The sequence below is a fragment of the Pseudoalteromonas sp. Z9A5 genome (genome assembly GCF_011378875.1).
Classification (GTDB): Bacteria; Pseudomonadota; Gammaproteobacteria; order Enterobacterales; family Alteromonadaceae; genus Pseudoalteromonas.
Genome location: NZ_WTLC01000023.1, coordinates 16,914 through 40,875, shown reverse-complemented (window position 1 = coordinate 40,875; position 23,962 = coordinate 16,914). Strand labels below are relative to the sequence as shown.

The window sequence follows — 23,962 nt, the reverse complement described above, 5'->3', positions numbered from 1 at the left end:
TCTTTAATAATTGACACTTTATAGCATTTAGTTGCAGTTGCACACGCTTGGCTTTACCATTCAAAGTAATATTTATAAAAGCGAAGGCAATCTTGTGCTAAAAAAAATAAAACACCTTTCACTTGCCCTGCCATTAATAGTTGGCGCTATTAGTGCTCAAGCAAAACCTTTATCGCTGGAGCGTATTTTTGACGATCCTAGCCTGTCGGGTAAGTCGCCGGTACAACTTAAATTTTCGCCGGATGGCAGCCGAGTAACTTATTTACAAGGTAAAAATGATGACTACAACCGCTACGATTTATGGGAATACAATTTAAAAGATAAAAAAAATCGTATTCTGGTTGATTCAGCTAAATTATTTTCAGGCCCAGAAAATCTATCTGATGAAGAAAAAGCACGCCGTGAACGCCAACGTATTTTTGGTAAAGGCATACTTGAATACAAATGGTCTAAAGATGGTAAAGCGCTTTTATTTCCACTTAACGGCGACCTTTATTATTACGAACTAACATCAGGTAAAAGTAAAAAACTAACCGACACTGAAACATTTGAAACCGATGCACGTTTTTCACCTAAAGGTAACTATGTATCGTTTATTCGAGAGCAAAACCTTTATGCTTTAGAGCTTGAATCAGGCAAAGAAATTCAGCTTAGCAAAGACGGTGGCGGCGTTATTAAAAACGGCATGGCCGAGTTTGTTGCTCAAGAAGAAATGAGCCGCATGACTGGCTATTGGTGGTCAGGTGACGAATCTAAAATTGCTTACACTCGTGTTGACGAAACCCCAGTAAAAGAAGCCATACGTAACGAAATTTACGCTGATGAAGTAAAACTATTTAATCAACGTTACCCATTTACAGGTACCGATAATGTCAAAATTCAACTTGGCGTAGTAAAACTAAACGATCAACAAGTAGATTGGATTGATTTAGGTAAAGACGAAGATATTTATATTGCCCGCGCTAAGTGGTTAAAAGATAGCGATACACTGTCGTACCAGTGGCAAAACCGCTCGCAACATAAACTAGAACTTCGTTTTTATAACAGCGAGTCAAAAACGCAAAAGGTAGCACTTACCGAAAACAGCGATACGTGGATTAACCTACACTTTGATCTTGAGTTTTTAAAAGACAAAAAACACTTTGTATGGGCATCTGAACGCGACGGTTTTAAACACTTATACCTATATCGCACAAATGGTCAGCTTGTTCGCCAAATTACAGCTGGTGATTGGACTGTTGATAGCTTAAAAGGCATTGATGAGAAAAAAGGCGTTGTGTACTTTGCTGGTCGTAAAGATACCCCTCTTGAAAGCCACCTATACAGCGCTCCTTTATTCAAAAAGGGCGAAACAAAACGTATTACCGAAAAAGGTCAGTACCATAATGTTGTAATAGCAAAAGACAGCAAAACCTTTATCGATAATAGCTCGTCTGACAATAAACCAAATTCAGCAGCACTTCGCAAAATAAATGGCGAATTTATTACGTGGCTTGAAGAAAACAAGCTAGACAGTAATCACCCGCTTACACCTTATTTAAGTGACTTAACAAAACCAGAGTACGGCACAATTAAAGCCGAAGATGGTCAAGTTATGCATTATCGCCTATTTAAACCAAGCAACGTAACTGATGGCAAAAAACACCCTGTTATTGTTAACGTATACGGTGGTCCGCATGCACAACGAGTAACGAATAGCTGGCGTAGTAAAAACTTGTATTTTCAGTACATGGCGCAACAAGGTTACGTGATTTTTCAACTCGACAACCGTGGTTCTTATAACCGTGGTAAAAAGTTTGAAGATGCTATTTACAAGCACTTAGGTGTGGTTGAAGTGGGAGATCAAATTAAAGGCGTAGAGTTTTTACGTACTCTTGATTTTGTAGACCCACAACGCATTGGTGTTTATGGTCATAGTTACGGCGGCTACATGGCACTTATGACCATGTTTAAAGCGGGTGATTACTTTCAAGCAGGCGTGTCAGGTGCACCTGTAACCGATTGGGCACTATACGATACACATTATACTGAGCGTTATTTAGGTCACCCTGATACAAATGCTAAGGGCTATGAAGACAGTGCTGTTTTTCCTTACGCAGATGGCTTAAAAGGTCCATTAATGATTTACCATGGCATGGCAGACGACAACGTGTTGTTTACTCATTCCACTAAATTATTTAAGCAGCTTCAAGATAATGAGAAACAGTTTGAAATGATGACCTACCCAGGCTCTAAACACAGCTTACGTGGTAAACAAGTACAAACGCACTTACATCAAACAATTACTAACTTCTTTAATCGTCATTTTGATGTTAAATAGTTAAACAAGTTTAAAAAGTAGACTAAAGGCTGATTGATAAATCAGCCTTTTTTTTGCCTTAATGGTTATTGAGCCTAGATTAAATATACTTTTTAGCTACGCTTATTCTATGCACCTATCAGTGCAAACTTATAAAGGATAAATGTATGCCCAACCTTCGTCGTTTTAGTATTTTTCAACGGTTTGCCATTTTGGTGGGGATTGTTATTTTTGGTTTGATTGTATTAAGTATTTCTAGCTTAAATCATCAATATGACGCACTCAAAAATGAACAATATATAAAAACACAAAATGTAGTAGAAACTGCCTACAGTATAATCACCCACTTTCATGAGCTTGAACAAAACCAAACTCTTACCCAACAACAAGCGCAATCACAAGCAATGCAAGCTATTCGCGCACTCAGATACGACAATACTAATTACTTTTGGATTAATAACTACCAACCAGAAATGATAATGCACCCCATAAAACCGGCACTTGAAGGGAAAGATTTAACCAATAATAAAGACCCAGACGGTAAAGTATTGTTTGTTGATATGGTAAATATTGTCAAAAGTTCTGGTGAAGGTTTTATACCGTATAAATGGCCAAAACCCGGAAAAGATAAGCCAGTCGATAAAATTGCGTTTGTTAAAGGATTTAACCAATGGCAATGGATTATTGGATCTGGTGTTTACCTCGATTCGATTGATACCGCATTTGAAGAACAGCGAAATTTAATAATTATTAATGCCGTTGTAATGATATTTGCCATTATTTTATTTAGTTACTTTATAGGCAAAAGTATTGTCGCTCCTACACGGCTTGCTGCCGATATGATGAAAGATATATCGCAAGGTGAAGGTGATTTAACACGTAGTTTAAATGAAGAAGGAAATGACGAAATTTCAGAGCTCTCTCATTCATTTAACTCTTTTATATCAAAAATGCGTGAATCTTTAGTTCATGTATCGCAAAGTGCAACTGATGTGGGTGAACATGCATATACAGTTGATGAATCAAGTAAAACGAGTCACTCATACATTGAACTACAAAACGACAGTTCAACACAAGTAGCAGCCGCTATGGAACAAATGACCCATCAAATACATGACGTAAGCCGCAATGCAGAAGCCGCTGAGCAAGCAGCAAACGATGCAGCTAAAAATGCATCTACTGGCAAAAATGTAGTCGCTAAAACCATTACCGCAATAGAAACGCTCTCTAGCAATATAGAAACGGTGAGCCGTGTAACCGAAGACCTAGCAAACGAAAGTCACAATATTGGTTCAGTACTTGATGTTATTAGGAGTATTTCGGAACAAACCAATTTGCTCGCATTAAACGCAGCAATTGAAGCGGCACGTGCGGGCGAACATGGTCGTGGTTTTGCTGTAGTTGCCGATGAAGTCCGTACTTTAGCAAGCCGTACAGGGCAAAGTACTGATGAAATTCAAGCTATGATAACCAAACTTCAAGAAGGTGCGAAAGCGGCTGTAGAGGCTGTTAAATCAAGCCAAGCACTTTCTATTTCTACAGTAGATCAAGCCTCATTAGCTAATACCTCTCTTAATGAAATTGAAAGACTCGTATCAATAATCACAGAGATGAATAGCCAAATAGCTCGCGCTACAGAACAACAAACTCAAGCCGCCGATGAGGTTAATTTACGAATAAACGATTTGTCGCATTCAACCGAAAAGTCGCTAGATAATACCAAGCAGTTAACTAGTGCGAGCGATAAACTAAAACAAAGTAGTGTGCAGCTATCAAGTGTTGTTAATCGATTTAAACTAGATTAAGCGATAACTTATTGAGTATTCATTAAAAAGCCCCAAATTATGACTTATAATTTGGGGCTTTCATTTTAAAGCGATAACTTATTAAGTATTACAAACAATAACGTGCAAACAAGCTAGTTACAGACGCAGCAGTTGGCTTACCATGTTGCCAATCACCACCTTCAACACCGCTACCTGCAATATCCATATGAACATATGGTAAAGGTTGCGCAGAGTCGTTACCGTGCTTATCTAGCCCGCCTACAATAGCCATAAACGCCATTGGGAACTGATGCCCACGGGCTGTAACTGCAGATGCGGCATTATTACTAGAAAGTACATCGTCAGCTAACGTACGCGGTTTAATAAAGTCATAATCTTCACGGCGTGAACGCGATACTTCTGCGCCATCTGCCCATAAATCGCCGCAATCGGCTATTTGACGTGAAACACCTGCACTACGAGCTGGACCATTTTCAACGTATGCACCGTAAGGACCCATTGCACGAGCAGCGTGCCCCGTTAATGTAGCAACAGTAAATAACGTTGGATTGATTTCGCCTTTAGCTAAATCTTTCATTTCGCTAAGTAAGTCGCCCATAGCTAAACGCCCTTCTGCATCAGTATTACCAATGCGTACACGTACACCCTCGCGGCTAGTGATTATTTCATCTGGTACAAAACAATCAGAACCAATAGAGTTACGAACAACGGCTAAGTACGATACTACTTTTACGCCTTTAGGCTGATAATCTGCAACGGCTTTCATAAACCCTGCAACAGATGCTGCGCCACCTTTATCGCGGCTCATACCTGCCATGTGTCCGCCAACTTTTAAATCTGCACCGCCGGTGTCATATACAAGACCCTTACCTACAAACATAAGCGTACGAGTAATTTCGCCCTCTGGTACATATTCAAGCTTAACAACACGTGGATGATGACGCTCAACTGCATAAGATGCACGAGCAACAATACTTAACATTGGATAATTTTTATCAATAGCTGCAATATCGTCAATTACGTCAACCGCAATTTTTGAGCCTTTAAATAAATCAACGCAGTAATCTGCAAAGCGAGGCGGAGCCATACGCTCAGGCTCAGTACCACATAAGTCACGTGCAGCATATTGACCCGCAGCAATTGCATTAACGGCTTTAATTGTTTGATCACTAGCTCCAACTAAACCAATATTTATTACTGGTTCAATTCCTTCACCATGAAACTCGCGCGCTTCTAATGGTTGCCATAAAGCCTGACAAGCGCCTAAATAAGCAACTTCTAGAGCGTGTTGGTAACGGCTATCGCCATTAAGATTTGGTAAAAATATTGCAGGGTTAACACTGCCCGATGCTTTCGCTTCATTAATTGCTAGTTTAGCGGCATCAAAGTAACGACGTACGTCGTCGTAATCTCTGTTTAACGGACCTGTTGGAGCAAGTATTACACGCTTGTTTTCAATTACTAATAAAGTAACTTGCTTACCAATGCGAGAGTCTACTTTTGATAGTGCTAGAACAGCATCGCGTAATGGGTTATTTGGTAATTGAGAAAAATCATCACTGATAATGATCAATGCATCATGAGATGTGCATTCAAGGCTAGTACTTACTGGCTGAGCCAGCACAGCTTTTGGATATGCCATAAATAAAGGTCCTGTTAAAAAACATAAGCCTCTATTATCGTCGATTTAAATATTGAAGACCAGTAAGCTGCAACGACTTTGCCATTTAAGATATTGCTAACACCTTACTTTATTGGCAACTTAAAGTTACAACTTTACTTAACTAATCAAGAATACTGAGTTGTTGGTTTTGTTCTGGTTTATTTTTAATACCAACGCCAATCCCTAATAATCGTACTGGTTGCTGGAGCCCTCGCTGGTGGGCTTTTGTAAGCAATTGAGCAAAAATTTCAGTATTTAATTGATGATATGCCTGATCCGCAGAGGTCACTACAAAGTTTGCAAACTTTACCTTAACACTCAGTTTATTAATTCGGTTTTCTAATTGCTGCTTATTCAAACGTATTGTTAATTCGTCTAGTAATTTAGGAAGCTGATCAAGGCATTCTTGTAAGCTATTTTTATTATACTCATAGGTATGCTCAACACTTAGCGACTTTCTAATTCGGTTAGTAGACACCTGACCAACATACTCACCAGCACATTTTTGATAAAGCGACACACCAAAATTACCCACATGTTGCTGCATCCAGTTTACGCCTTTTTCGCGTATATCTTTACCGGTATATAACCCTTTTAAGTTGAGTTTTTCGAGCGTAACTTTACCCACTCCCGGAATTTTACCTAATGGTAACTGTGCTAAAAAGTCATCTACTTCATTGGGTAACACAACAAATTGACCATTGGGTTTATTTTCATCACTGGCTATTTTTGCAATAAACTTAATAGGCGCAATGCCTGCTGATGCAGTAAGCCCCGTTGCATTATAAATATCAGCACGAATTTGTTGAGCTATAAGTGTGGCACTGCCTTTACAAACGGTACTGTCTGTTACATCAAGATAGGCTTCGTCAAGAGAGTGAGGTTCAATTAAGTCTGTGTAACGGTTAAATACTTCACGTATTTGATTTGAGGCTTCTTTATAAACAGCCATACGCCCAGGTACAATAACTAAATCGGGGCACAGTTGTTTGGCATGATAATTCGACATAGCCGATCGCACACCATATTCTCTTGCAATATAGTTCGCCGTGGAAAGAACCCCACGACGACTATTCCCCCCAATTGCCAGTGGAACACTTGCAAGCTTAGGGTTATCGCGCATTTCTACGGCTGCATAAAAGCAATCCATATCTATGTGAATAAACTTTTTCATCACCACAATAACAACTGTTTATTTATACAGCCATTATTATGTAATCACTTTTAATTAGCAAGTATCTGCGCAATGAACTAATTATTTAATCACTTGTGTTTTATTAGAACAGTGCATCCAAAAGGCAAACTCTGTTAAAAAACCTATCACAAGTAACGTAACTGCGCCCGGTGCATTACCCATCGCAAAGCAGGTAAAAGACGCAATAAAAATCAAAGAAGCCAAAGCCCAACTAATTATATTTTGCAATGTGTGTGTCCTATTGTGTACTACAGTGTGTAATTTAACTCTAGTCTCAAAATTAATTTCATTCAACTAAAATTATTAAAACGACGATTGATATCTTGAGGTAGTTACTTCATATTGATAATCTAAGTACTTTAAAACTAAGAGCTATAAGTGCATGCAAGCGTTTAAAGAACAGCACCCTATTCATACCGATATAACCGTAGCTTGGGCAGATATGGATGCCCTTCAACACGTAAATAATGTCGTTTATTTACGTTATTTTGAAATAGCCCGAATCGACTTTTTAAATAAAATAAACTTATTTGATACCATTAGCCCAAATAGTACTGGTCCTGTTATAAGCGAAAATAACATTCGTTATAAGCGCCCAGTTACTTTTCCAGATACGCTTACTGTAGGCGTTACAATTACAGATATTAAAACCGATCGCTTTGTGATGAATTACACCGTATTTAGTCACGCACAAAATGCCGTAACTACAACCGGCAACTCAAAAGTGGTTATGTTTGATTTTACAACAGGGAAAAAAGCCCCTATTTCAGAACCTCTTTTATCAGCTTTAATTAGCTATGCTCAAGACGACTAATAAGGAACTTTCATGCAATACAGTCCACTAGGTAGCAGTGGTATTAATGTTTCTCGAGTATGTTTAGGCAGCATGACATGGGGTAAGCAAAATACACAAAGCGATGCTGATGAACAAATAACTTATGCTCTTGCCCAAGGCGTAAATTTTATTGATACAGCCGAAATGTACGCTGTGCCACCGTCTCCTGAAACTTATGGTAAAACAGAGCTAATTATTGGCGATTGGTTATCACGAAATAAGCAAAAACGTAGTGAGATCGTACTCGCGACTAAAATTGCTGGTAACGGTTTATCGTGGGTTCGTGATGGCGGCAATATTACTCGCCAAACAGTTATCGAAGCAGTCGATAGTTCTCTAAAGCGTCTACAAACTGATTATATTGATTTATACCAATTACATTGGCCAAACCGCTCTACTCCACACTTTGGTAGGCAATGGCCCGGTACGCTCAAATTTACTGATGTAAATACACAAGAGCAACAAGCCAGCATGCTTGATACTTTAGAAGGTTTAAATGACTGCGTAAAAGCAGGAAAAATTAAGCATTGTGGTTTGTCTGACGATACACCATGGGGTATAAGCCAGTTTTTAAGCTTAGCCAAAGAGCACGATTTGCCGCGCATGGTGTCTATTCAAAACGAATTTAGCTTAGCCCACGCTAAAGATTGGCCATATTTAATTGAGCAATGTGTTCATGAGGATATAGCTTATTTACCGTGGTCACCTTTAGCTGCTGGTTTATTGACGGGTAAATATTTAAACGGTGCCCGACCAGAAGGCTCTCGCTGGACCTTTATGCAGCGTAACGGTATTTTTAGAGATACACCAAACGCAGAGCAAGCAACAAAGCAATATGTAGAGCTTGCTCGTGAAAATAATATTACCCCAGCACAGCTTGCGCTAGCGTGGTGTAATCAGGTTGATGGGGTTACTTCTTCAATTATTGGGGCAACATCTATAGCTCAATTAAAGGAAGACATAGACGCATTTAGCATAACGTTGAGCGACAAAATTTTAGCCGATATAAATGCTATTTTTAGAAACTTTCCGATGCCATATTAAATTCGTACTTCGTTAATAGGTAGTGCTATTATGGCTACTTATTAACAATAAACTTTTTGTAAAAATTTATTCGCTAAACGACTAACGCTATACTTTAATTAACTTTTGTTATGTTAAGAGTCATTGACTATGCCAAAAAACGGATACTTTGTACTTTCATTATTTATAACATATAACGTATGCGCTTCTGAGCAAGAAAAACAGCCTTTACAAGAAATCATTTGGCTACAAAGCCATACTGCCCCATTTCATATTGCTAAAAGTGAGCGCTCACCACAAGGTGGCTTATGCGACAACTTAACAGAGCAACTTATAAATAATATCCCTGGGGTAAAACATACTCGTTTAGCAGTTCCGCAAGCGCGAATTCATAAATATTTAGCTGAAGGTAAAAATATCTGCTTGCCGTGTACTCTTTATAAAAACCACTCTAATCAGATGTTTAAATACTCAAACCCAACAGCTGTGTACCCGCCGTTTTCTGTTATTACAACAAAAGCACTTAAGCCTATACTTACTAAAAAGTACGGTAACCCTATTCATTTAATTAGTTTATTAACTGATCAGAACTATATTTATGGTCAAGCTGCAACTAGAAGGTTTTCACCAAACATAAATACAATTATTAATAATAGAGTTCTGCATATTAACGCACCTTTAAATTTGAGTAACGAAAACCAAACAATGACTACGCAGCTAAATTACGGTTTTTTAGATTATGTAATTGATTACCCATTTATGATTAACTATTTTAAACAACAAAATAAGTTTAATAACCTTGTAAGCATACCAATCGAAGAAAATTACAATACAGTTATTCAAGGTGCTGTGGGTTGCGCAGTTAATGCACCTAATAACTTTGCCGAACAAGCTATAAATAAAATTAACTTCGCATTAAAAAATAAAATATTACAATCTTATGAATATCAACATACTCAATATGACTGGCTAAACAACGGTACTAATAACTTTAGACAGCACTATAGTGACTATGTATTAAATTTTAATTCGCACACCACTGCTGCTCAAGCAAGCATTGTTCGTTAGTGTAAAGTGCTACTTTAAAAATACAATCAGCAGTCACCTCACCTACTCCAGCAGGCGTACCTGTCATAATAATATCGCCATCTTCTAAGCTCATAAATTCACTAATTTCTTGCAAAATTGATTCAGGCTTATAAAGCATAAAATGAGAATCGCCTTGCTGAATGACTTCATTATTAATTTTAAGTTCGAACTTAAAGTGCTGCATTTCATCAGTTAATTCTACAAAGTCACTTAAAATAACAGAGCCGTCAAACGCTTTAGCTCGCTCCCATGGCAGCCCTTTATTTTTTAATTTACTTTGTACGGTACGTTTAGTTAAATCTAAACCTAGCCCAACCCCAACAAATTTTTTATTTTTAACGACAAAACATAACTCAGTTTCATAATGCAGCGTATCGCCGTTATGAGCTGCAAATAACGTATCCGTAATCGCGCTGTTTGGTTTGTTAAATAACACCATTTGGTCTGGCGTTTCGTTGTTTAGCTCTGCAATGTGTGCGGTATAGTTACGACCAACACACACTACTTTTGATGGTGTTAATTTTTCAGATACTAACTTTATTGAATGCATATAAATAACGTCTCAGTTAATAGGACCTGTTGACCTTTCAGGATTAAAATTTGTTCAATCTAGGGCCTATTTAATCGCGGCGCGATGTTTGTAACCTAGTGGGCTCGATAACTGCTCCTGCGTTATTCTACTGACTTACATCCATGTAAGAATAAGTAAAAACCGAGCAAAGCTTCCGCGTCCTGCTCACGCCCCTTACCGACATCAATGTAGGCAACAAAGAGTAAATAGTCCCTGGGCAGAACCCTTCGGGCAGCGCATGTCTTGCCTTTATGCTACGTTATTGCCTATTTATGGGGAATAACCACACTACACAGGCTCTGCCTTAACCTAAATACCAAACATACTGCTGCAAATTTAACCTCGAAAGATAAACAGGTCCTAGCTAATAAGCGTTTCAAGTAAGCTCAAATTAATAGGTTTAAGTAAAACTCGGTCAATATTTAAATCTTTTATTTGCCTAGGATCGGGTTCGGCACCACTTACGATCACCAAACGTAGATCTGGATAACGCTCATTGACTTTTTGCCCTAAGTCAATGCCGCTCCCATCGGGTAAATGCATATCTAGTAATACTTTATTAAATTGTTGGTCGTGATTGAGTATTTGCAAACACTGCGCGCAACTCGATGCTATCACCGTTTCAACACCTAAACTCTCTAAAAGTAACTGTGTAATTTGCGCTGCATCGTGATCGTCTTCTACGAGTAAAAAGCGCTGTTTTTTCTCAGTTAAACCCTTAGTACTGTTTATATCTTTGGCCTGTGGTGCATACTCTGGTGCGACTAAGTAATCTTGTAAACACTGATATAAAGCAGCACTATCTACAGGCTTTGGAATAACATCGTTAAAACCAAGTGCAGCTAGTTCCTCATGTATGCCTTTCATAGTAGCGGCAGTAAGCGCGATTATTGGACCTTTATAACCCATTTTCCTGAGCTCTATAGTCGCTTCTTTACCACCCATTACAGGCATATGAATATCGATAAAAATAATATCGTAAGGCGCTTTATATGCATCTGCAATTCGTACTTTTTCAAGTGCTTGTTGACCGTGCTCAGCGTAATCTACTCGCGCGCCACAGGTACTGATCATATGACCAACTAGCATGCGTAAATCACGTAAATCATCAACAACCAATACTCGCCCGTGTACTTTGCAAGGAGCCAATTTATTTTGTAACTGCGGAGCACTACTAAAATTAAGTACTTGTCGCTCTACTTCGCTAATATCACCCGGGTAAACCGAAATAGTAAACGTAGAGCCTTTACCAACTTCAGAGTGCAAACTAATATCACCGCGCATACGCGCTAAAAGCTCAGCACATATTGCTAAACCAAGACCAGCTCCACCTACAGAGCGTGATTCTACATCAGCTATTTGCTCAAACGGTTTAAATATCAGTTCTTGTTTTTCAGGGGCTATACCCATTCCTGAATCTTTAATACTAAAAAACAGCATTTCGGTGTCATCAACCCACTGCGTCCACGCATTAACAACAATTTCGCCTTTATCGGTAAACTTAACCGCATTATTTATTAAATTTATTAAAATTTGGCGAACTCTTGTTGCATCAAGTCGTGCAACTAAAGGCAATGGCTGATGTGATTCAAATCGCAACGTAAGCCCCTTATCAAGCACCGATACGCGCATTAACGTGTATACATCGGCAAGCATGCTATCAAGGTTAACTTCGCTTAGAGTCAGCTCTAGTTTATCGGCTGCTATTTTAGATAAATCGAGCACATCGTTTAATAGGCTCAATAAGTGTTTACCGTTTCGATAAATAACACCCAATTCATTTTCTGCTTGCTGACTAAAGTCGCTCTGCATCAATAGTTCGGTGTAACCTAAAATAGACGATAGAGGGGTTCTTAATTCATGGCTCAAATGGGCTAAAAAGCGGTCTTTTGAACGGTTTTCTGCTTCGGCTTTTAAACGCTCTACTCGCTCACCTTCAACATCTTTACGCGCCAAAGCATAGCGAATAGCACGCGCAAAGCGGCTAGAGCTCATTTCTGTTTTTATTAAGTAATCTACTGCACCGGCATCAAGCGCTGCCGAGTCTAACTCGTCGTTTGACTGCCCGGTAAGCATAATAATTGGGCCGCTAAAGCCATTAGCAATGGCTTCTTTTAATACATCTAAACCATTAGATGCACCCAAGCGGTAATCGAGCAGGCAAATGTCATGCTCATTTTTACTAAGCGTTGCAATTGCCTGCTCTGGAGAGCTTATCCATTGAATGTTAAACGTGTGTGAATCCAATTGGTCCAAATAGTCGCAGGTGAGTATGTAATCATCTTCATCATCTTCTACAAGCAGCAACTGAGTCACTTTATCTAACATAAAATCTCCATTAATCGTTAAATGTTGTCGGTAGCTCTACAAACTCTACCCAATATTTTCCTAGGGTTTTCATCAAATCAACCAAACCGTCAAATGTTACTGGTTTGGTTATGTAAGATGCTGCACCTAAGTTATACCCTTTAACCATGTCTTCTTCTTGCTTAGACGTAGTTAAAATAACAACCGGAATACCCTTTAAGTTAGGGTTTGCTTTAATTGCTTCAAGCGCCTCTCGACCATCCATTCTTGGCATGTTTAAATCAAGCAATATCAAGCCTGGTCGTGGCGATACAGTTTTGTCTTCAAACTTACCTCTACGCTCTAAGTATTCAAGTAACTCGACGCCGTCTTCAACAAAATGAAGTTCGTTAAGTACACGGCTTTCGGCAAGGGCATCTTGTGTTAACAAACGATCATCTTCATCATCGTCTGCCATTAAAATAGTAATAGGTTTTACTTTTGAATAGGGCATTTAAGCCTCTCCTTGCAATGTGAAAAGCGCAGCTTCCACAGGTAGTTTTATAATGAAGGTTGCACCTTCACCGTCTGTACTTTTTGCTGTAATTGTTCCGCCATGACGCTCCACTATACGCCTACAAACAGAAAGACCAATACCAGTGCCTTTATATTGTGAACGACCGTGCAAACGTTGAAACGGTACAAATATTTTATCGGCGTAGTCTTGTGAAAAGCCAATGCCGTTATCTGTTATCGTAATAACTTGAAAACTTAAATGTGCATTATGATCAGCACTAAAAATATCTTCATCCTGATAACTAATTTTTATATGTGGGCTTATATCTGGGCGTCTAAATTTAACCGCATTAGACAACAAATTTAAAAACAGTTGCTGCATTTGGCTTTTATCAGCCTGAATAACCGGTAGGTCTTCTACGTCAATTTGTGCATCAGACTCTTTTATCGCTATTTCTAAATCACTTAATATATCGGCTACCACTTCGTTTAAATTTGTGTCATCAAAGTCTTTGCCGCGTGTTGTAATACGCGAAAACTCTAATAAATCATTTATTAAATTAGACATACGTTGCGCTGCATTTTTCATGCGCCCAATGTAATCAATCCCCTTTTCACCTAGCTCATCTTTAAACATGGTTTCGAGGCGATCACTAAATGCCTGAATTTTTCTAAGGGGTTCTTGTAAATCATGGCTCGCCACAAAAGCAAATTCTTCTAGCTCTCGGTTACTTCGGCTCAGCTCATCAGAGTACAACGTTAGCTCTTGCGTACGTTCAGACACTTTAATTGCTAACGTCTCGTTTTGTTTTTCAAGCTCAAAACGATACTGTGCAGCGTTTCTTAAATTAAGGCGCGTCATCACAAACATGCCAATAATAAGCAAAGCGCTTGTGATTGCAGTGATAGCAAACGTAATTTTAGCTTCGTTTTTTATATTAGCTAATTTAGAAAAATGACTTACTTTAAAGAGTAACTCACGGTCTTGAACTTCATTAACATGCTCAAGAATTTGCTTATAAAGCTCTCGTCCCTTGTGCGTATTGAGTACATAAAGTGCTCGTCGCTCTTTATCATCTAAAGCAAGATTAACCGTTTGTTTTAGCTCTTTAATTTTACTCTCTACAAGCACTAACAGCTCGGCAATACGCTCTGCTTGACCGTCGATTTCAGAATGAAGCGACTTAACATGATTTGTTTGAGCCTCAATTTGCCCAATAGCATCATAATAAGGCGTTAAATAATCAGTCTCTTCTGTTAATAAGTAACCGCGCTGACCCGACTCAGCCTGCACTATTGATAAATGCAGTTGCTCAATTGCTGTAGTCAGCATATTAGTGTTGTCTAAACTCTTTTGGGTTTGCGTTAAACCTTGAATGGTGTTCAATGCTAAAAATGCGTTCCCCACAATAATACTCAACACAACAACTATAAAAGCTGCCCAAGTAATATTCGCTTTACTTTGCTGTTTTTGCTTGCTCATTTAGCTTCCCGAATTAAAGTTTATACAACACTTACTATTTATTGAGAGTCTGATATTTTTTGTAAACTTGCACTGCACTGCTGGCAGTTATTAATTATTTTATTGAGCGCATCTAACGCTTTTTCTTTTGGCATATCATTTTCAAGTACCAACTTAATAAGCTCTGCATTCATCGATATACGATTAAGCGGCGCTCTTGCATCGTGTACTAATTTATTTAGTTGCTCTGTTTGGTTTTCAGATGTCATACCCTTCCTTAGATCTATTTATATTCGCCAATACCGCCGTATGCATTAAGGCGGTTATAAAGTGTTTTAGTACTAATACCCAACATTTGCGCAGCGAGTGTTTTATTACCTTGCACTTTATCAAGCGTTGCATGAATAAGTTCTTTTTCAACTTCTTCAATGGTTTGCCCTGCCGACACAGGCTTATCTGCGGTTTGATTATTAACACGCGAAAAAGGCGACTCTAAATTATCAGGTAAAATAATGTCGCTGGTTTGCGGGTCACTCATAATAAATGCTCGGTGTATTGCGTGGCGAATTTCGCGCACATTGCCCGGCCACTCATAGCCTTGAAGCTCTTTAAGTTGCGCTGGTGTCCAACTAAATGCAGTGCCATTTTCGTCATTAAGCTGATCTAAAAACGCTTTAGCTAGTAAAGGAATATCTTCTTTCCTGTCGCGAAGTGGCGGTATATCAATAGGAAAAACAGCCAGCCTAAAGTAAATATCTTCACGAATAATATTATTTTGCGCTAAATCGATAAGTGAGCGGTTAGTTGCTGAAATAACGCGGCAGTTAGTGGCTATTTCTCTGTTACCACCTACGCGTGTTACTTTTTTAGTTTCAAGCACTCGCAGTAAATTTGGCTGCATATCAATTGGCATTTCGGTTACTTCATCTAAAAATAAAGTGCCGTTATTTGATTGCTCAAATACACCTTCTTTGCGTGCAATAGCGCCCGTAAAGGCACCTTTTTCATGACCAAATAATTCACTACCAATTAGCTCTTTTGAAAGCGCACCACAGTTACTTGCAACTAGTGGTCCTTCGCATTGGCTTGCATTATGAATAGCCTGAGCCACCACTTCTTTACCCGCACCACTTTCACCCATAAGCATTACGTTAGCATTTGTTTTAGCTACGCGTTCAATCATGTTGTAAAGCTTATGCATTACTTCTGATTCACCAATTAAGCCACCAAAGTGGCGCGTAATTCCGCTCGACTTGGCTTTTTTAACTGCTTTTTTAGGACCGTTTAAAACTAGCTCTAAGTCTTCGCGTTGTAACGGTTTTAATAAATGCCCTACATTTGGCTCACACATTTCAGCTAAAATACCTTTAACTGAAGGATGACCCGATATAAGTGTAATTTTTGGAGATTGCCCAATCGTTTTTAAATGATCGAGTAAATGTAAACCACTACCATCCGGTAACATAAAATCAAGCAACACATGGTCAAAGGTATTATTCTCAAACCATTGGTGTGCTTCTTTTAAACTGGTAGCGGTGTTTATATTGTGGCCGAGGAATTCGACTATGTGGCAAACAACGTCACTAAACTCAACGTCATCGTCTACTAAAAGTATATTTAACATGATAAATCCCTATGCTTTTTTGTTATTCTACGCATCATAAATACTAATTTAAAGGCACACTCAGAATCTAATTATTTAAATTAACTGAAGTGGTTAAATACTTCTGATATTACCAACCTAATATTTACGTATGCTTAAAAAAATCGATCATAAAATATAAAAAATAATTGAAATCGTTTTTATTTATAGAACGGTAGCTACTGCTATTATTAAAAACTCAATAAAGGAGACTAAATGAAGCAATTAAAAACCTTAGTTCATTCAGGTATTAATATTGATCAAGGTAGTCAATTTACACGCTTAACAGCTCGCGCCATTGTAATTAAAAATAACAAAATATTATTAATGTACACAAACCGTTATGAAGACTACAGCTTGCCTGGTGGTGGAGTAGATGAAGGTGAAAGCATTGAACAAGGTTTAATACGTGAACTCAATGAGGAAACCGGCGCACAACAAATAAATGTAATTAAAGCCTTTGGGCTCTATGAAGAGTATCGTCCTTGGTATAAAGATGACTTTGACATTATTCACATTAAATCGTATTGCTATATATGCAATATTGCTGACGAGTTTGGCAAAGCACAATTAGAGCATTACGAGCAACAAAATGGCATGACCGCTAAATGGGTTAATATTAACGATGCAATTGCACATAACGAACGCACGCTGGCAAACAGCGAAAAACAAGGGCTCTCTATTTTACGAGAAACCTACTTACTAAAGCGCATTGCCGACGAGCTAATATAAAACTAACTATTGCTGTACCTTGCGGGTGTTGTAAATTTTGCAACACTCAGAAAATTTTACTGCATTAAACACTTCATGCCTTATATTAAAAAGTAACCCACCAGCAAAAAATATAAAATTAACCAACAAAATCAATATAATAAAAACAAAAAGCAGTAATTTAAAAAACTGGCTTTAGCCTTGCACCCTTTCAAACCACTAAATTTGTAAGGAGATAGAAATGAGTAACACAGTTAAAACGATTAATCCAACAACTGAGAAAACCATTGAAACCTATACACTACTTTCTCAAAAAGAAGCTGAGCAGGTAATTGAAAAATCTCACGAAACATATTTAAAATGGCGCTTAACGTCATTTACCGAACGTGCAAAATATCTTAATAAATTAGCTTCACTTTTTGAAGAACAAAAAGAAGCTATCGCAAAACTCATGACCGAAGAAATGGGTAAAGTGTACAAACAAGGTTTTCAAGAAGTTGAGTTGTGCGCTAACATTTGTCGTTACACTGCTGAAAACGGTCCACAAGTACTTGCTGACGAAGAACGCGATATGGATGGTGGGCGAGCAATCATTAGCTACCAACCAACAGGCGTACTATTAGGCATTCAGCCGTGGAACTTCCCGCTTTATCAAGTGATTCGCTACAGTGCAGCCAACATCATGGCTGGTAACACTACCGTATTAAAGCATGCTGGTAACGTATTTGGCATGGCTGAAAAAATTGAAGCGCTATTTAAACAAGCCGGTTTCCCAGAGTACTGTTTCAGCAACTTACTCATCGACGGTAAAACCGCCAGCTCACTCATTGCGCACAAAGCAATTAGCGGCGTAACCTTTACGGGTAGTGATGCCACAGGTAAAAAAGTAGCTGCAGAAGCGGGTAAACACGCTAAAAAAACAGTGTTAGAACTGGGTAGCAACGATGCATACTTAGTACTTGATGACGCAGACTTAGAGCTTGCAGTTAAAACCTGTGTAACAGGTCGTATGATCAATAACGGCGAAACGTGTGTTTCAGCTAAACGTTACGTAGTGGTTGAGTCACTTTATGATGAGTTCAAAGCGCAAATAAAAGAGCAATTTGAAGCCATGAAAATGGGCGACCCAATGGCAGACGAGACTGACTTAGGTCCGATGGCACGTAAAGATTTACGCGACGGCATTCACGACCAAGTTATGGAATCGGTTAAAGCAGGTGCAAACATAGTAACGGGTGGCGAAATACCACAGCAAACAGGTTACTACTACCCACCAACGCTACTCGATAACTTATCACCGGGTATGCCAGCCTACGACGACGAATTATTTGGTCCAGTTGCTTCACTTATTAAAGCGAAAGACAACGATGATGCAATGCGTATCGCCAACGACTCTCGCTACGGTTTGGGCGGTGGTATTTTCTCAAAAGATGAGAAAAAAGCCATTGAGCTTGCTAAAAAGTATTTCGACACCGGCATGATCAACATTAACGGCTACGGTTTAGCACAACCTAACTTACCGTTTGGTGGCGTTAAAGGCAGTGGCTACGGACGAGAACACGGCGGCTTTGGTATGCGCGAATTTGTTAATGTTAAAAGCATTATGATCGCCAGCTAATTTAGCTGCATAAATGAAATAAGTGTTTTAAATAGATGTTTTTAATACGTGTTTAAAATACAAAATTACTAAGCCTAAAAGTGGGTAACCGCTTTTAGGCTTTTTTATTACTTTTAAAAAGTAATTTTCAGGAGGCAGTACTTAGTTTTTAGTAAGAGATAGTACCGAGTTTTGGATATATTCGTAGGTGCGATTTTACATCGCGCTTTTAAAAATTAAATATCCTTCAAAATAAAAAGTTACAAACTAACCATTACTACTTCATTAAATTTTAATAATTTAAAACTCAATTCACAATTTAGCTTATTTAATAAAAATGTAAGCACGCTACTTTTATCGCTATTTTAAATTGCGCTTACAAACCTGTTAAGCCGTGTATTTAAAGACATAAATAGAGTGAGCACTATTACAGAAAACATCACAAATATAATGCTTAAACAGAGCGAGACCAAGTACGATTAAACCCAGAGCTAACTATGAATATGTAGAAGCTAATACCTGAAACCTGACAGACAAAAATGAGCGATAAGCAGACGGTCGGGTAAACTCGTTTTTGGACAGAAATGCGTTTCGAAAAACCTACTATTAGTAATTGATGAATTAACTTAAGTATGGAAAAGTCAAATCACTCTTCATGCATACCATTCTTAGCTTGGAGTTAGCAGGTTGTGTGGGCGAGCTTAGATTATTGTGGTTCCTACCACATTACGATCAGATATACTTACCCTGTAGTGGTAGAGTAATTTTGGTCACCCATTAAGAAAGAAATGTTATGCTATTTGCATACAAATTTGGGTGAAAAAAATGACAAAATTAAACCGTGCAACGTACTCCGCTGCAATCAAATTAGAAACGGCTCAACTTGTAGTTGACCAAGGTTATACACAAGAAGAAGCAGCCAAAGCGATGGGTGTTGGTAAATCAACCGTAAATAAATGGGTTGCTCAATTAAAGCAAGAACGTAATGGCCAGTCACCATTGGCTTCACCAATGGCACCCGAACAAATTGAAATCCGTGAACTTAAAAAGCAAATCCAACGCATTGAATTAGAAAAGGATATATTAAAAAAGGCTACGGTGAATTCAATAGGTCAATGCAACACCTTATAATTGAGAAATTAAATCAACGAGAGCGTTACCCAATTAGTGTGCTATGTAGTGTATTTAATGTGCATCGTAGCAGCTATAAATACTGGGCTATACGCGATAAAACGCCAACGCCAGAGCAAGTAAGGTTAGAGGCTGAAGTTAAAGCAATACATACAATGAGTGGGGGCTCAGCAGGTGCGAGGACAATCGCGGCAATCGCAACGAATAACGATTTTGAATTAAGCCGTTATCGTGCTGCTAAGCTAATGATTAAATTAAAGCAAGAAAGCTGCCAAGTACCTCAACATTCATATAAACGCGGCGGTAATGAACATCTTGAAATCCCAAACCTGCTTGATAGGCAGTTCGATGTTGTTTAACCGAATACCGTGTGGTGCGGTGATGTGACGTATATTTGGACAGGCAATCGCTGGGCTTATTTAGCGGTCGTTATTGATTTATTTGCCCGCAAAGTGGTTGGTTGGGCAATGTCATTGTCGCCGGATTCTAACTTAACGCTAAAAGCGCTTGAATTAGCTTACGAAAGCAGAGGCAGACCAAGTGGATTGATGTTTCACTCAGACCAAGGAAGCCATTATACGAGCTTAAAGTATCGCCAACGTTTATGGCGTTATAAAATTACGCAAAGTATGAGCAGGCGTGGAAACTGTTGGGATAATGCGCCAATGGAGCGATTTTTTAGAAGCTTTAAAACAGAATGGATGCCAAAGGTTGGGTACGAAAATTTTATAGACGCTAAATATAGCGTTAGTGATTATATCAACGGATATTACAACAATGTTAGACCGCATCATTATAATGCTGGTTTAGCGCCAAATGAATCTGAGATTAGATACAAAGACTCTAAAACTGTGGCCAAATTTTATTGACCACTACAATCTAAGTTTATTCCAGTGTAACAACAACTCATATTTTAGTCGATATTAGTCAATAGGTTAGTGAATGGTGGCTAGAAACACTATCTAACAATTCATGGAGGACTGAGGGCTAAGCTCACGTCGATATTCTTGTAAACTCTCACATCACAAGACACCACAACGATTAGAAAAAGCATTCGTAAAGTGCAAAGAAAAAGTGTACTAGCACACAATGGGGCAAAGGTGAGCCAGCTAGGAAGCAGCTGACTCTAAACTGGACTAATTAAGTTAGTTAGCATTTAGCTATAGTTGTCATGATAACCATCAATTGCTGGGCAATACTGTATATCATCTCCGAGGTCTAACGCTAAATTTCTTTCATCATCGATGTGGTTATTTACATATTTTCCATCGATGAAAAAGAATTCACGGTAGCAAGAGCCAAATTTAGATCCTATGCGTTCTTTTGCAATTTTATTAGCGTCTTCAATAGTCCAAGGGTTGTTTTTGTTTCGCAAGAACTCAACACAGATGTATCCCCACTCGTGTAATCTTGAACCGTAACCTATATCCAAGTTACGGTGCTTAACTTCAGCGAAACTTAGTATCCTTGCACCTATATCAGTTGCAAAACCTTTATCGAGATACTCGGTCTTAAAGTTACGTCTAATAAGTTTGGGAGTCGTGCCTTCATACTCTAACTCATTGACCATTAGATCATCATCAAATGTCACCAATAGAGAGCTGTACTGATTCGGATTAAGCTGCGTACCTCTATTGCCTTGAGCCATCGCGAATTCTTTATTAACACCATCCATACCTTTATTTGCATTAACTATGTTAGCTTTGTGGTTGTTAGCTTTTTTAGAATGCTGTAATAGTGCATAGTAATTTGGAAAACCAGCTTCTTTTGCAGCTAATTCAAGTGCTTGGGTATGCTTAATATCTGAATCAACTTGAATTTTTTTAGCTCGTTTTTTGATATTTGAAATGAAAGATTTAGTAATATTCATGTTCTTAGATCCCTAGACGAAAAGCTAAGTAAATCCACTCCTAATTTTCTTCTTCCCGCCGAAACAAATAAGAACAAAATATACAATTTAGGATTATGGTTCTCGAAAGAGTTTGCCTTATTGGAGTGAGCAGGCTTCCATCTAGCCTCAAGTCAATAACTTATCTCATGCTAACTCATTAGTCAACCTGACAAAGCCTATACCTTTGAGGCACCGCATGGATGATAAAATCTATGTCAAACTTTCATAACGAGACTGAGCGAATCGTCGTTGCTAACAAATTTTGGGGCAGAAGCGAGTTACGCCTCAAGGTCCGCTTATGGCACTTATGAGACTGTCAGGTTTGATTAAATATTATTAGTCAAACACCTGACAGTTAAGGTCTGAGCTAGTGCAAGTTAAGACTTATTGGCGAATAGTTAGAACTAGCAGCTATCACTTCTTCTCAAACCTCGGTACTTTTTGCTTATCTGCTTTACTCATTGCAAGCTCTTGGATTTCTTCTTGCTTATGCTCTGCCGATTTAGTTTCTAATGACTGCTGATTGGCATTCTCAAAAGAAAGCTCAGTAAGGAGTGCAAAGTGATCAGACCCATATTTAGCTAGGCGCTTAATACGCTTTACTTTAAAGCCTTCGCTGTGAAATAAGTGATCGAGCGGCCAGCGCATAAAAAAGTAACTTGCATGAAATGTATTGTAAAAACCGCGACCTTTTCGTGGGTCTAATAAGCCGCTAATTTGCATAAATAAACGCGTGCTACGCGACCATGCTACGTCGTTTAAGTCACCGGCAACTATGGTAGGACGAGTTGGATTTTTAAGTGCTTTAGCCACCATAATTAGCTCAGAGTCGCGCGGACGCGACGAGTCTTCTTCCGTTGGGCTTGGCGGTGCAGGATGAATAAAGTGCCCTTGCATTTGCAGACCGTCGTCGTTTTCGAACAAAATATGAATTGAGGGAATATCTTCCTCTATTAGCTCACATATTTGTGCATCAAGTATTTTAAACTTACTGTATAAATGCATGCCGTAGCGATTATCTTTAGGGCATTCTATGTAATACGGGTAATTTTTTTTAATGACTGATAATTTATTTTCCCACCAGCTATCGCTCTCAAGCGTAATAAGTAGGTCGGGTTGGTGCTCGTTAACCAAGCTAATTAACTGCTCACTTTTGTGGTTCGACATGAGTACATTTGCCGACATAATTCTTACGCTATGATCTATGTGCTTTGGTGCGCTTTGCACTTCTTTTTTAGCAAGCCACGTATACGGGTAAATCCATTTACCTTGTAAAACCATTATAAGCAATGAGGTTAAGGCTATAAAGACATAACCTATTGCGCTACTTTTCCATAATAAAAACAACGAAGTAACGGCTACAAAGCTGGCAATGTAAAATACTTGTAAGCGCACAAAGTCGCAGCTACGCACTAAGTAGTGTTGGCTGTACGACATTGGTAACAAGGTAACCAGTAAAAAAAAGCCAATAATTATAGCCAGCGCAATGAGCATTTTAATATCCTTATAAAGTTAATTTAGCGACTTAAAATTGAAAGTATTTGTCGGGTATCGTGCACCATGTGGATTATTGTACGGTCTATTTCAATACTTACTGTACCATTCGCTTTAGAGCGTTCAATCACTCTACCTCGTTTGTATATGTCGCGTTCTAAAAAGTCGCCCTTGTGGTAACTTTTACTCAGCCCTGGTGGCGTCCAGCCTGCGCGAATTAACTGCTTTGCTTCTTTTTTAGAAAGGTAGTCATTATCGTTGTGCTTATTACTGTGCTTATTACTATGTTTATTGCTGTGCTTATTACTATGCTTATCTTTATGTGGATTTGCATCTGCGCTTATTGAAAATAAAGCCAATGCTACCAATGCTGTATATATAGGTATTCTCATAAATAATCTCTAATATAGTTAATAGCTAAAGATTAACAAACATGGCTGAACATCGTATGAAACAACCAATACCTACTTAACGTTGTTTATATTGTGTTTTGCAGTGGCTTCGCATAATTGCGGGGTCTCGCAGTTTTAAATGTTTTGTTTTTCGACCTGCGTGTCGCTTGCGCCAAACTTTAAAACTGCCTTTAGAAACGTTGTCTCGCATAAAAACCACCAGCTGCGGATACTTTAATCCGTATAACTGCTCTATTGCCTCGTAAGGGGTTCTATCTTCCCACGCCATTTCAATAATGCGGGACTGCTGCTCTGGGTTAAACATGGTGTATCTCACAAAATTTAACTTATACGCTAGGTAAAAATACTTAGATCAAT

Annotated in this window: 19 protein-coding genes and 1 pseudogene; 8 read left to right on the top strand and 12 right to left on the bottom strand. The window is 38.6% G+C overall.

Annotated features, from left to right (window positions below):
* The first annotated feature begins 94 nt into the window (after positions 1-94).
* Both GQR56_RS12895 and GQR56_RS12890 read left to right on the top strand, forming a co-directional pair.
* Complete coding sequence (locus GQR56_RS12895; RefSeq protein ID WP_166112134.1) at positions 95-2,320, top strand: S9 family peptidase; 2,226 nt, start codon at positions 95-97, stop codon at positions 2,318-2,320.
* Between the two features lie 146 nt (positions 2,321-2,466).
* Positions 2,467-4,104, top strand: a complete 1,638-nt coding sequence (locus GQR56_RS12890) for a methyl-accepting chemotaxis protein (protein WP_166112131.1) — start codon at positions 2,467-2,469, stop codon at positions 4,102-4,104.
* 88 nt (positions 4,105-4,192) lie between these two features.
* Here the strand turns inward: GQR56_RS12890 and GQR56_RS12885 are convergent, their stop codons facing one another.
* Both GQR56_RS12885 and dinB read right to left on the bottom strand, forming a co-directional pair.
* Positions 4,193-5,728 carry a leucyl aminopeptidase family protein gene (locus GQR56_RS12885; RefSeq protein WP_166112128.1) on the bottom strand — a complete coding sequence of 512 codons (1,536 nt, stop codon included), beginning with the start codon at positions 5,726-5,728 and terminating at the stop codon, positions 4,193-4,195.
* Positions 5,729-5,870: 142 nt separating this feature from the next.
* Complete coding sequence (gene dinB / locus GQR56_RS12880; protein ID WP_166112125.1) at positions 5,871-6,923, bottom strand: DNA polymerase IV; 1,053 nt, start codon at positions 6,921-6,923, stop codon at positions 5,871-5,873.
* A gap of 403 nt (positions 6,924-7,326) precedes the next feature.
* On the opposite strand from dinB, the gene GQR56_RS12875 reads away from it, so the two are divergent.
* The 3 genes from GQR56_RS12875 to GQR56_RS12865 all read left to right on the top strand — a co-directional run bounded on the left by GQR56_RS12875 (position 7,327) and on the right by GQR56_RS12865 (position 9,870).
* Positions 7,327-7,758, top strand: a complete 432-nt coding sequence (locus GQR56_RS12875) for a thioesterase family protein (protein ID WP_024612367.1) — start codon at positions 7,327-7,329, stop codon at positions 7,756-7,758.
* Between the two features lie 12 nt (positions 7,759-7,770).
* Positions 7,771-8,823 carry an aldo/keto reductase gene (locus GQR56_RS12870; RefSeq protein WP_166112122.1) on the top strand — a complete coding sequence of 351 codons (1,053 nt, stop codon included), beginning with the start codon at positions 7,771-7,773 and terminating at the stop codon, positions 8,821-8,823.
* Positions 8,824-8,952: 129 nt separating this feature from the next.
* On the top strand, positions 8,953-9,870 hold the full coding sequence (locus GQR56_RS12865; protein ID WP_166112119.1) for an ABC transporter substrate-binding protein: 918 nt from the start codon (positions 8,953-8,955) through the stop codon (positions 9,868-9,870).
* On the opposite strand, the gene GQR56_RS12860 is transcribed toward GQR56_RS12865, so the two are convergent.
* The 6 genes from GQR56_RS12860 to GQR56_RS12835 form a co-directional block, all read right to left on the bottom strand.
* Positions 9,827-10,441 (bottom strand): fumarylacetoacetate hydrolase family protein, encoded by a 615-nt coding sequence (locus GQR56_RS12860; protein WP_024612364.1) that lies wholly within the window; start codon positions 10,439-10,441, stop codon positions 9,827-9,829. The genes GQR56_RS12865 and GQR56_RS12860 overlap by 44 nt on opposite strands.
* A 381-nt stretch (positions 10,442-10,822) precedes the next feature.
* Positions 10,823-12,790 carry a hybrid sensor histidine kinase/response regulator gene (locus GQR56_RS12855; protein ID WP_166112116.1) on the bottom strand — a complete coding sequence of 656 codons (1,968 nt, stop codon included), beginning with the start codon at positions 12,788-12,790 and terminating at the stop codon, positions 10,823-10,825.
* A gap of 10 nt (positions 12,791-12,800) precedes the next feature.
* The gene (locus tag GQR56_RS12850) at positions 12,801-13,262 is read right to left on the bottom strand and encodes a response regulator (protein WP_024612362.1); all 462 of its coding nucleotides are present in this window, start codon (positions 13,260-13,262) and stop codon (positions 12,801-12,803) included.
* Positions 13,263-14,747, bottom strand: coding sequence for a sensor histidine kinase (locus GQR56_RS12845; protein WP_024612361.1), 1,485 nt, complete (start codon positions 14,745-14,747; stop codon positions 13,263-13,265). It lies immediately after the preceding gene.
* A 38-nt stretch (positions 14,748-14,785) separates the two neighbouring features.
* Complete coding sequence (locus GQR56_RS12840; protein ID WP_024612360.1) at positions 14,786-14,995, bottom strand: hypothetical protein; 210 nt, start codon at positions 14,993-14,995, stop codon at positions 14,786-14,788.
* 14 nt (positions 14,996-15,009) lie between these two features.
* A complete protein-coding gene (locus GQR56_RS12835) occupies positions 15,010-16,350 on the bottom strand; it encodes a sigma-54 dependent transcriptional regulator (protein WP_166112113.1) in 1,341 nt (446 codons plus the stop codon).
* 234 nt (positions 16,351-16,584) lie between these two features.
* On the opposite strand from GQR56_RS12835, the gene GQR56_RS12830 reads away from it, so the two are divergent.
* The 3 genes and pseudogenes from GQR56_RS12830 to GQR56_RS12820 all read left to right on the top strand — a co-directional run bounded on the left by GQR56_RS12830 (position 16,585) and on the right by GQR56_RS12820 (position 20,676).
* Positions 16,585-17,100 carry an NUDIX hydrolase gene (locus GQR56_RS12830; protein WP_166112110.1) on the top strand — a complete coding sequence of 172 codons (516 nt, stop codon included), beginning with the start codon at positions 16,585-16,587 and terminating at the stop codon, positions 17,098-17,100.
* A 220-nt stretch (positions 17,101-17,320) separates the two neighbouring features.
* Positions 17,321-18,697, top strand: a complete 1,377-nt coding sequence (locus tag GQR56_RS12825; RefSeq protein ID WP_166112107.1) for an NAD-dependent succinate-semialdehyde dehydrogenase — start codon at positions 17,321-17,323, stop codon at positions 18,695-18,697.
* An 804-nt stretch (positions 18,698-19,501) separates the two neighbouring features.
* A pseudogene (locus GQR56_RS12820) lies at positions 19,502-20,676 on the top strand (IS3 family transposase).
* Between the two features lie 287 nt (positions 20,677-20,963).
* Here GQR56_RS12820 and GQR56_RS12815 read toward each other — a convergent pair.
* The 4 genes from GQR56_RS12815 to GQR56_RS12800 form a co-directional block, all read right to left on the bottom strand.
* On the bottom strand, positions 20,964-21,677 hold the full coding sequence (locus GQR56_RS12815) for a hypothetical protein (RefSeq protein ID WP_166112104.1): 714 nt from the start codon (positions 21,675-21,677) through the stop codon (positions 20,964-20,966).
* Positions 21,678-22,112: 435 nt separating this feature from the next.
* The gene (locus GQR56_RS12810) at positions 22,113-23,192 is read right to left on the bottom strand and encodes an endonuclease/exonuclease/phosphatase family protein (protein ID WP_166112101.1); all 1,080 of its coding nucleotides are present in this window, start codon (positions 23,190-23,192) and stop codon (positions 22,113-22,115) included.
* A gap of 23 nt (positions 23,193-23,215) precedes the next feature.
* The gene (locus GQR56_RS12805; RefSeq protein WP_024612354.1) at positions 23,216-23,584 is read right to left on the bottom strand and encodes a hypothetical protein; all 369 of its coding nucleotides are present in this window, start codon (positions 23,582-23,584) and stop codon (positions 23,216-23,218) included.
* Between the two features lie 76 nt (positions 23,585-23,660).
* The gene (locus GQR56_RS12800) at positions 23,661-23,909 is read right to left on the bottom strand and encodes a TIGR03643 family protein (protein ID WP_024612353.1); all 249 of its coding nucleotides are present in this window, start codon (positions 23,907-23,909) and stop codon (positions 23,661-23,663) included.
* Between the last annotated feature and the right edge of the window lie 53 nt (positions 23,910-23,962).

What these genes read in the sequence shown, in the direction of transcription:
- GQR56_RS12855 (WP_166112116.1), bottom strand. Translation starts at nt 12,790, where the DNA reads ATGTTAGATAAAGTGACTCAGTTGCTGCTTGTAGAAGATGATGAAGAT.
- GQR56_RS12830 (WP_166112110.1), top strand. Translation starts at nt 16,585, where the DNA reads ATGAAGCAATTAAAAACCTTAGTTCATTCAGGTATTAATATTGATCAA.
- GQR56_RS12840 (WP_024612360.1), bottom strand. Translation starts at nt 14,995, where the DNA reads ATGACATCTGAAAACCAAACAGAGCAACTAAATAAATTAGTACACGAT.
- GQR56_RS12810 (WP_166112101.1), bottom strand. Translation starts at nt 23,192, where the DNA reads ATGCTCATTGCGCTGGCTATAATTATTGGCTTTTTTTTACTGGTTACC.
- GQR56_RS12890 (WP_166112131.1), top strand. Translation starts at nt 2,467, where the DNA reads ATGCCCAACCTTCGTCGTTTTAGTATTTTTCAACGGTTTGCCATTTTG.
- GQR56_RS12800 (WP_024612353.1), bottom strand. Translation starts at nt 23,909, where the DNA reads ATGTTTAACCCAGAGCAGCAGTCCCGCATTATTGAAATGGCGTGGGAA.
- GQR56_RS12860 (WP_024612364.1), bottom strand. Translation starts at nt 10,441, where the DNA reads ATGCATTCAATAAAGTTAGTATCTGAAAAATTAACACCATCAAAAGTA.
- GQR56_RS12870 (WP_166112122.1), top strand. Translation starts at nt 7,771, where the DNA reads ATGCAATACAGTCCACTAGGTAGCAGTGGTATTAATGTTTCTCGAGTA.
- GQR56_RS12875 (WP_024612367.1), top strand. Translation starts at nt 7,327, where the DNA reads ATGCAAGCGTTTAAAGAACAGCACCCTATTCATACCGATATAACCGTA.
- GQR56_RS12805 (WP_024612354.1), bottom strand. Translation starts at nt 23,584, where the DNA reads ATGAGAATACCTATATATACAGCATTGGTAGCATTGGCTTTATTTTCA.
- GQR56_RS12850 (WP_024612362.1), bottom strand. Translation starts at nt 13,262, where the DNA reads ATGCCCTATTCAAAAGTAAAACCTATTACTATTTTAATGGCAGACGAT.
- GQR56_RS12845 (WP_024612361.1), bottom strand. Translation starts at nt 14,747, where the DNA reads ATGAGCAAGCAAAAACAGCAAAGTAAAGCGAATATTACTTGGGCAGCT.
- dinB (WP_166112125.1), bottom strand. Translation starts at nt 6,923, where the DNA reads ATGAAAAAGTTTATTCACATAGATATGGATTGCTTTTATGCAGCCGTA.
- GQR56_RS12865 (WP_166112119.1), top strand. Translation starts at nt 8,953, where the DNA reads ATGCCAAAAAACGGATACTTTGTACTTTCATTATTTATAACATATAAC.
- GQR56_RS12825 (WP_166112107.1), top strand. Translation starts at nt 17,321, where the DNA reads ATGAGTAACACAGTTAAAACGATTAATCCAACAACTGAGAAAACCATT.
- GQR56_RS12885 (WP_166112128.1), bottom strand. Translation starts at nt 5,728, where the DNA reads ATGGCATATCCAAAAGCTGTGCTGGCTCAGCCAGTAAGTACTAGCCTT.
- GQR56_RS12835 (WP_166112113.1), bottom strand. Translation starts at nt 16,350, where the DNA reads ATGTTAAATATACTTTTAGTAGACGATGACGTTGAGTTTAGTGACGTT.
- GQR56_RS12815 (WP_166112104.1), bottom strand. Translation starts at nt 21,677, where the DNA reads ATGAATATTACTAAATCTTTCATTTCAAATATCAAAAAACGAGCTAAA.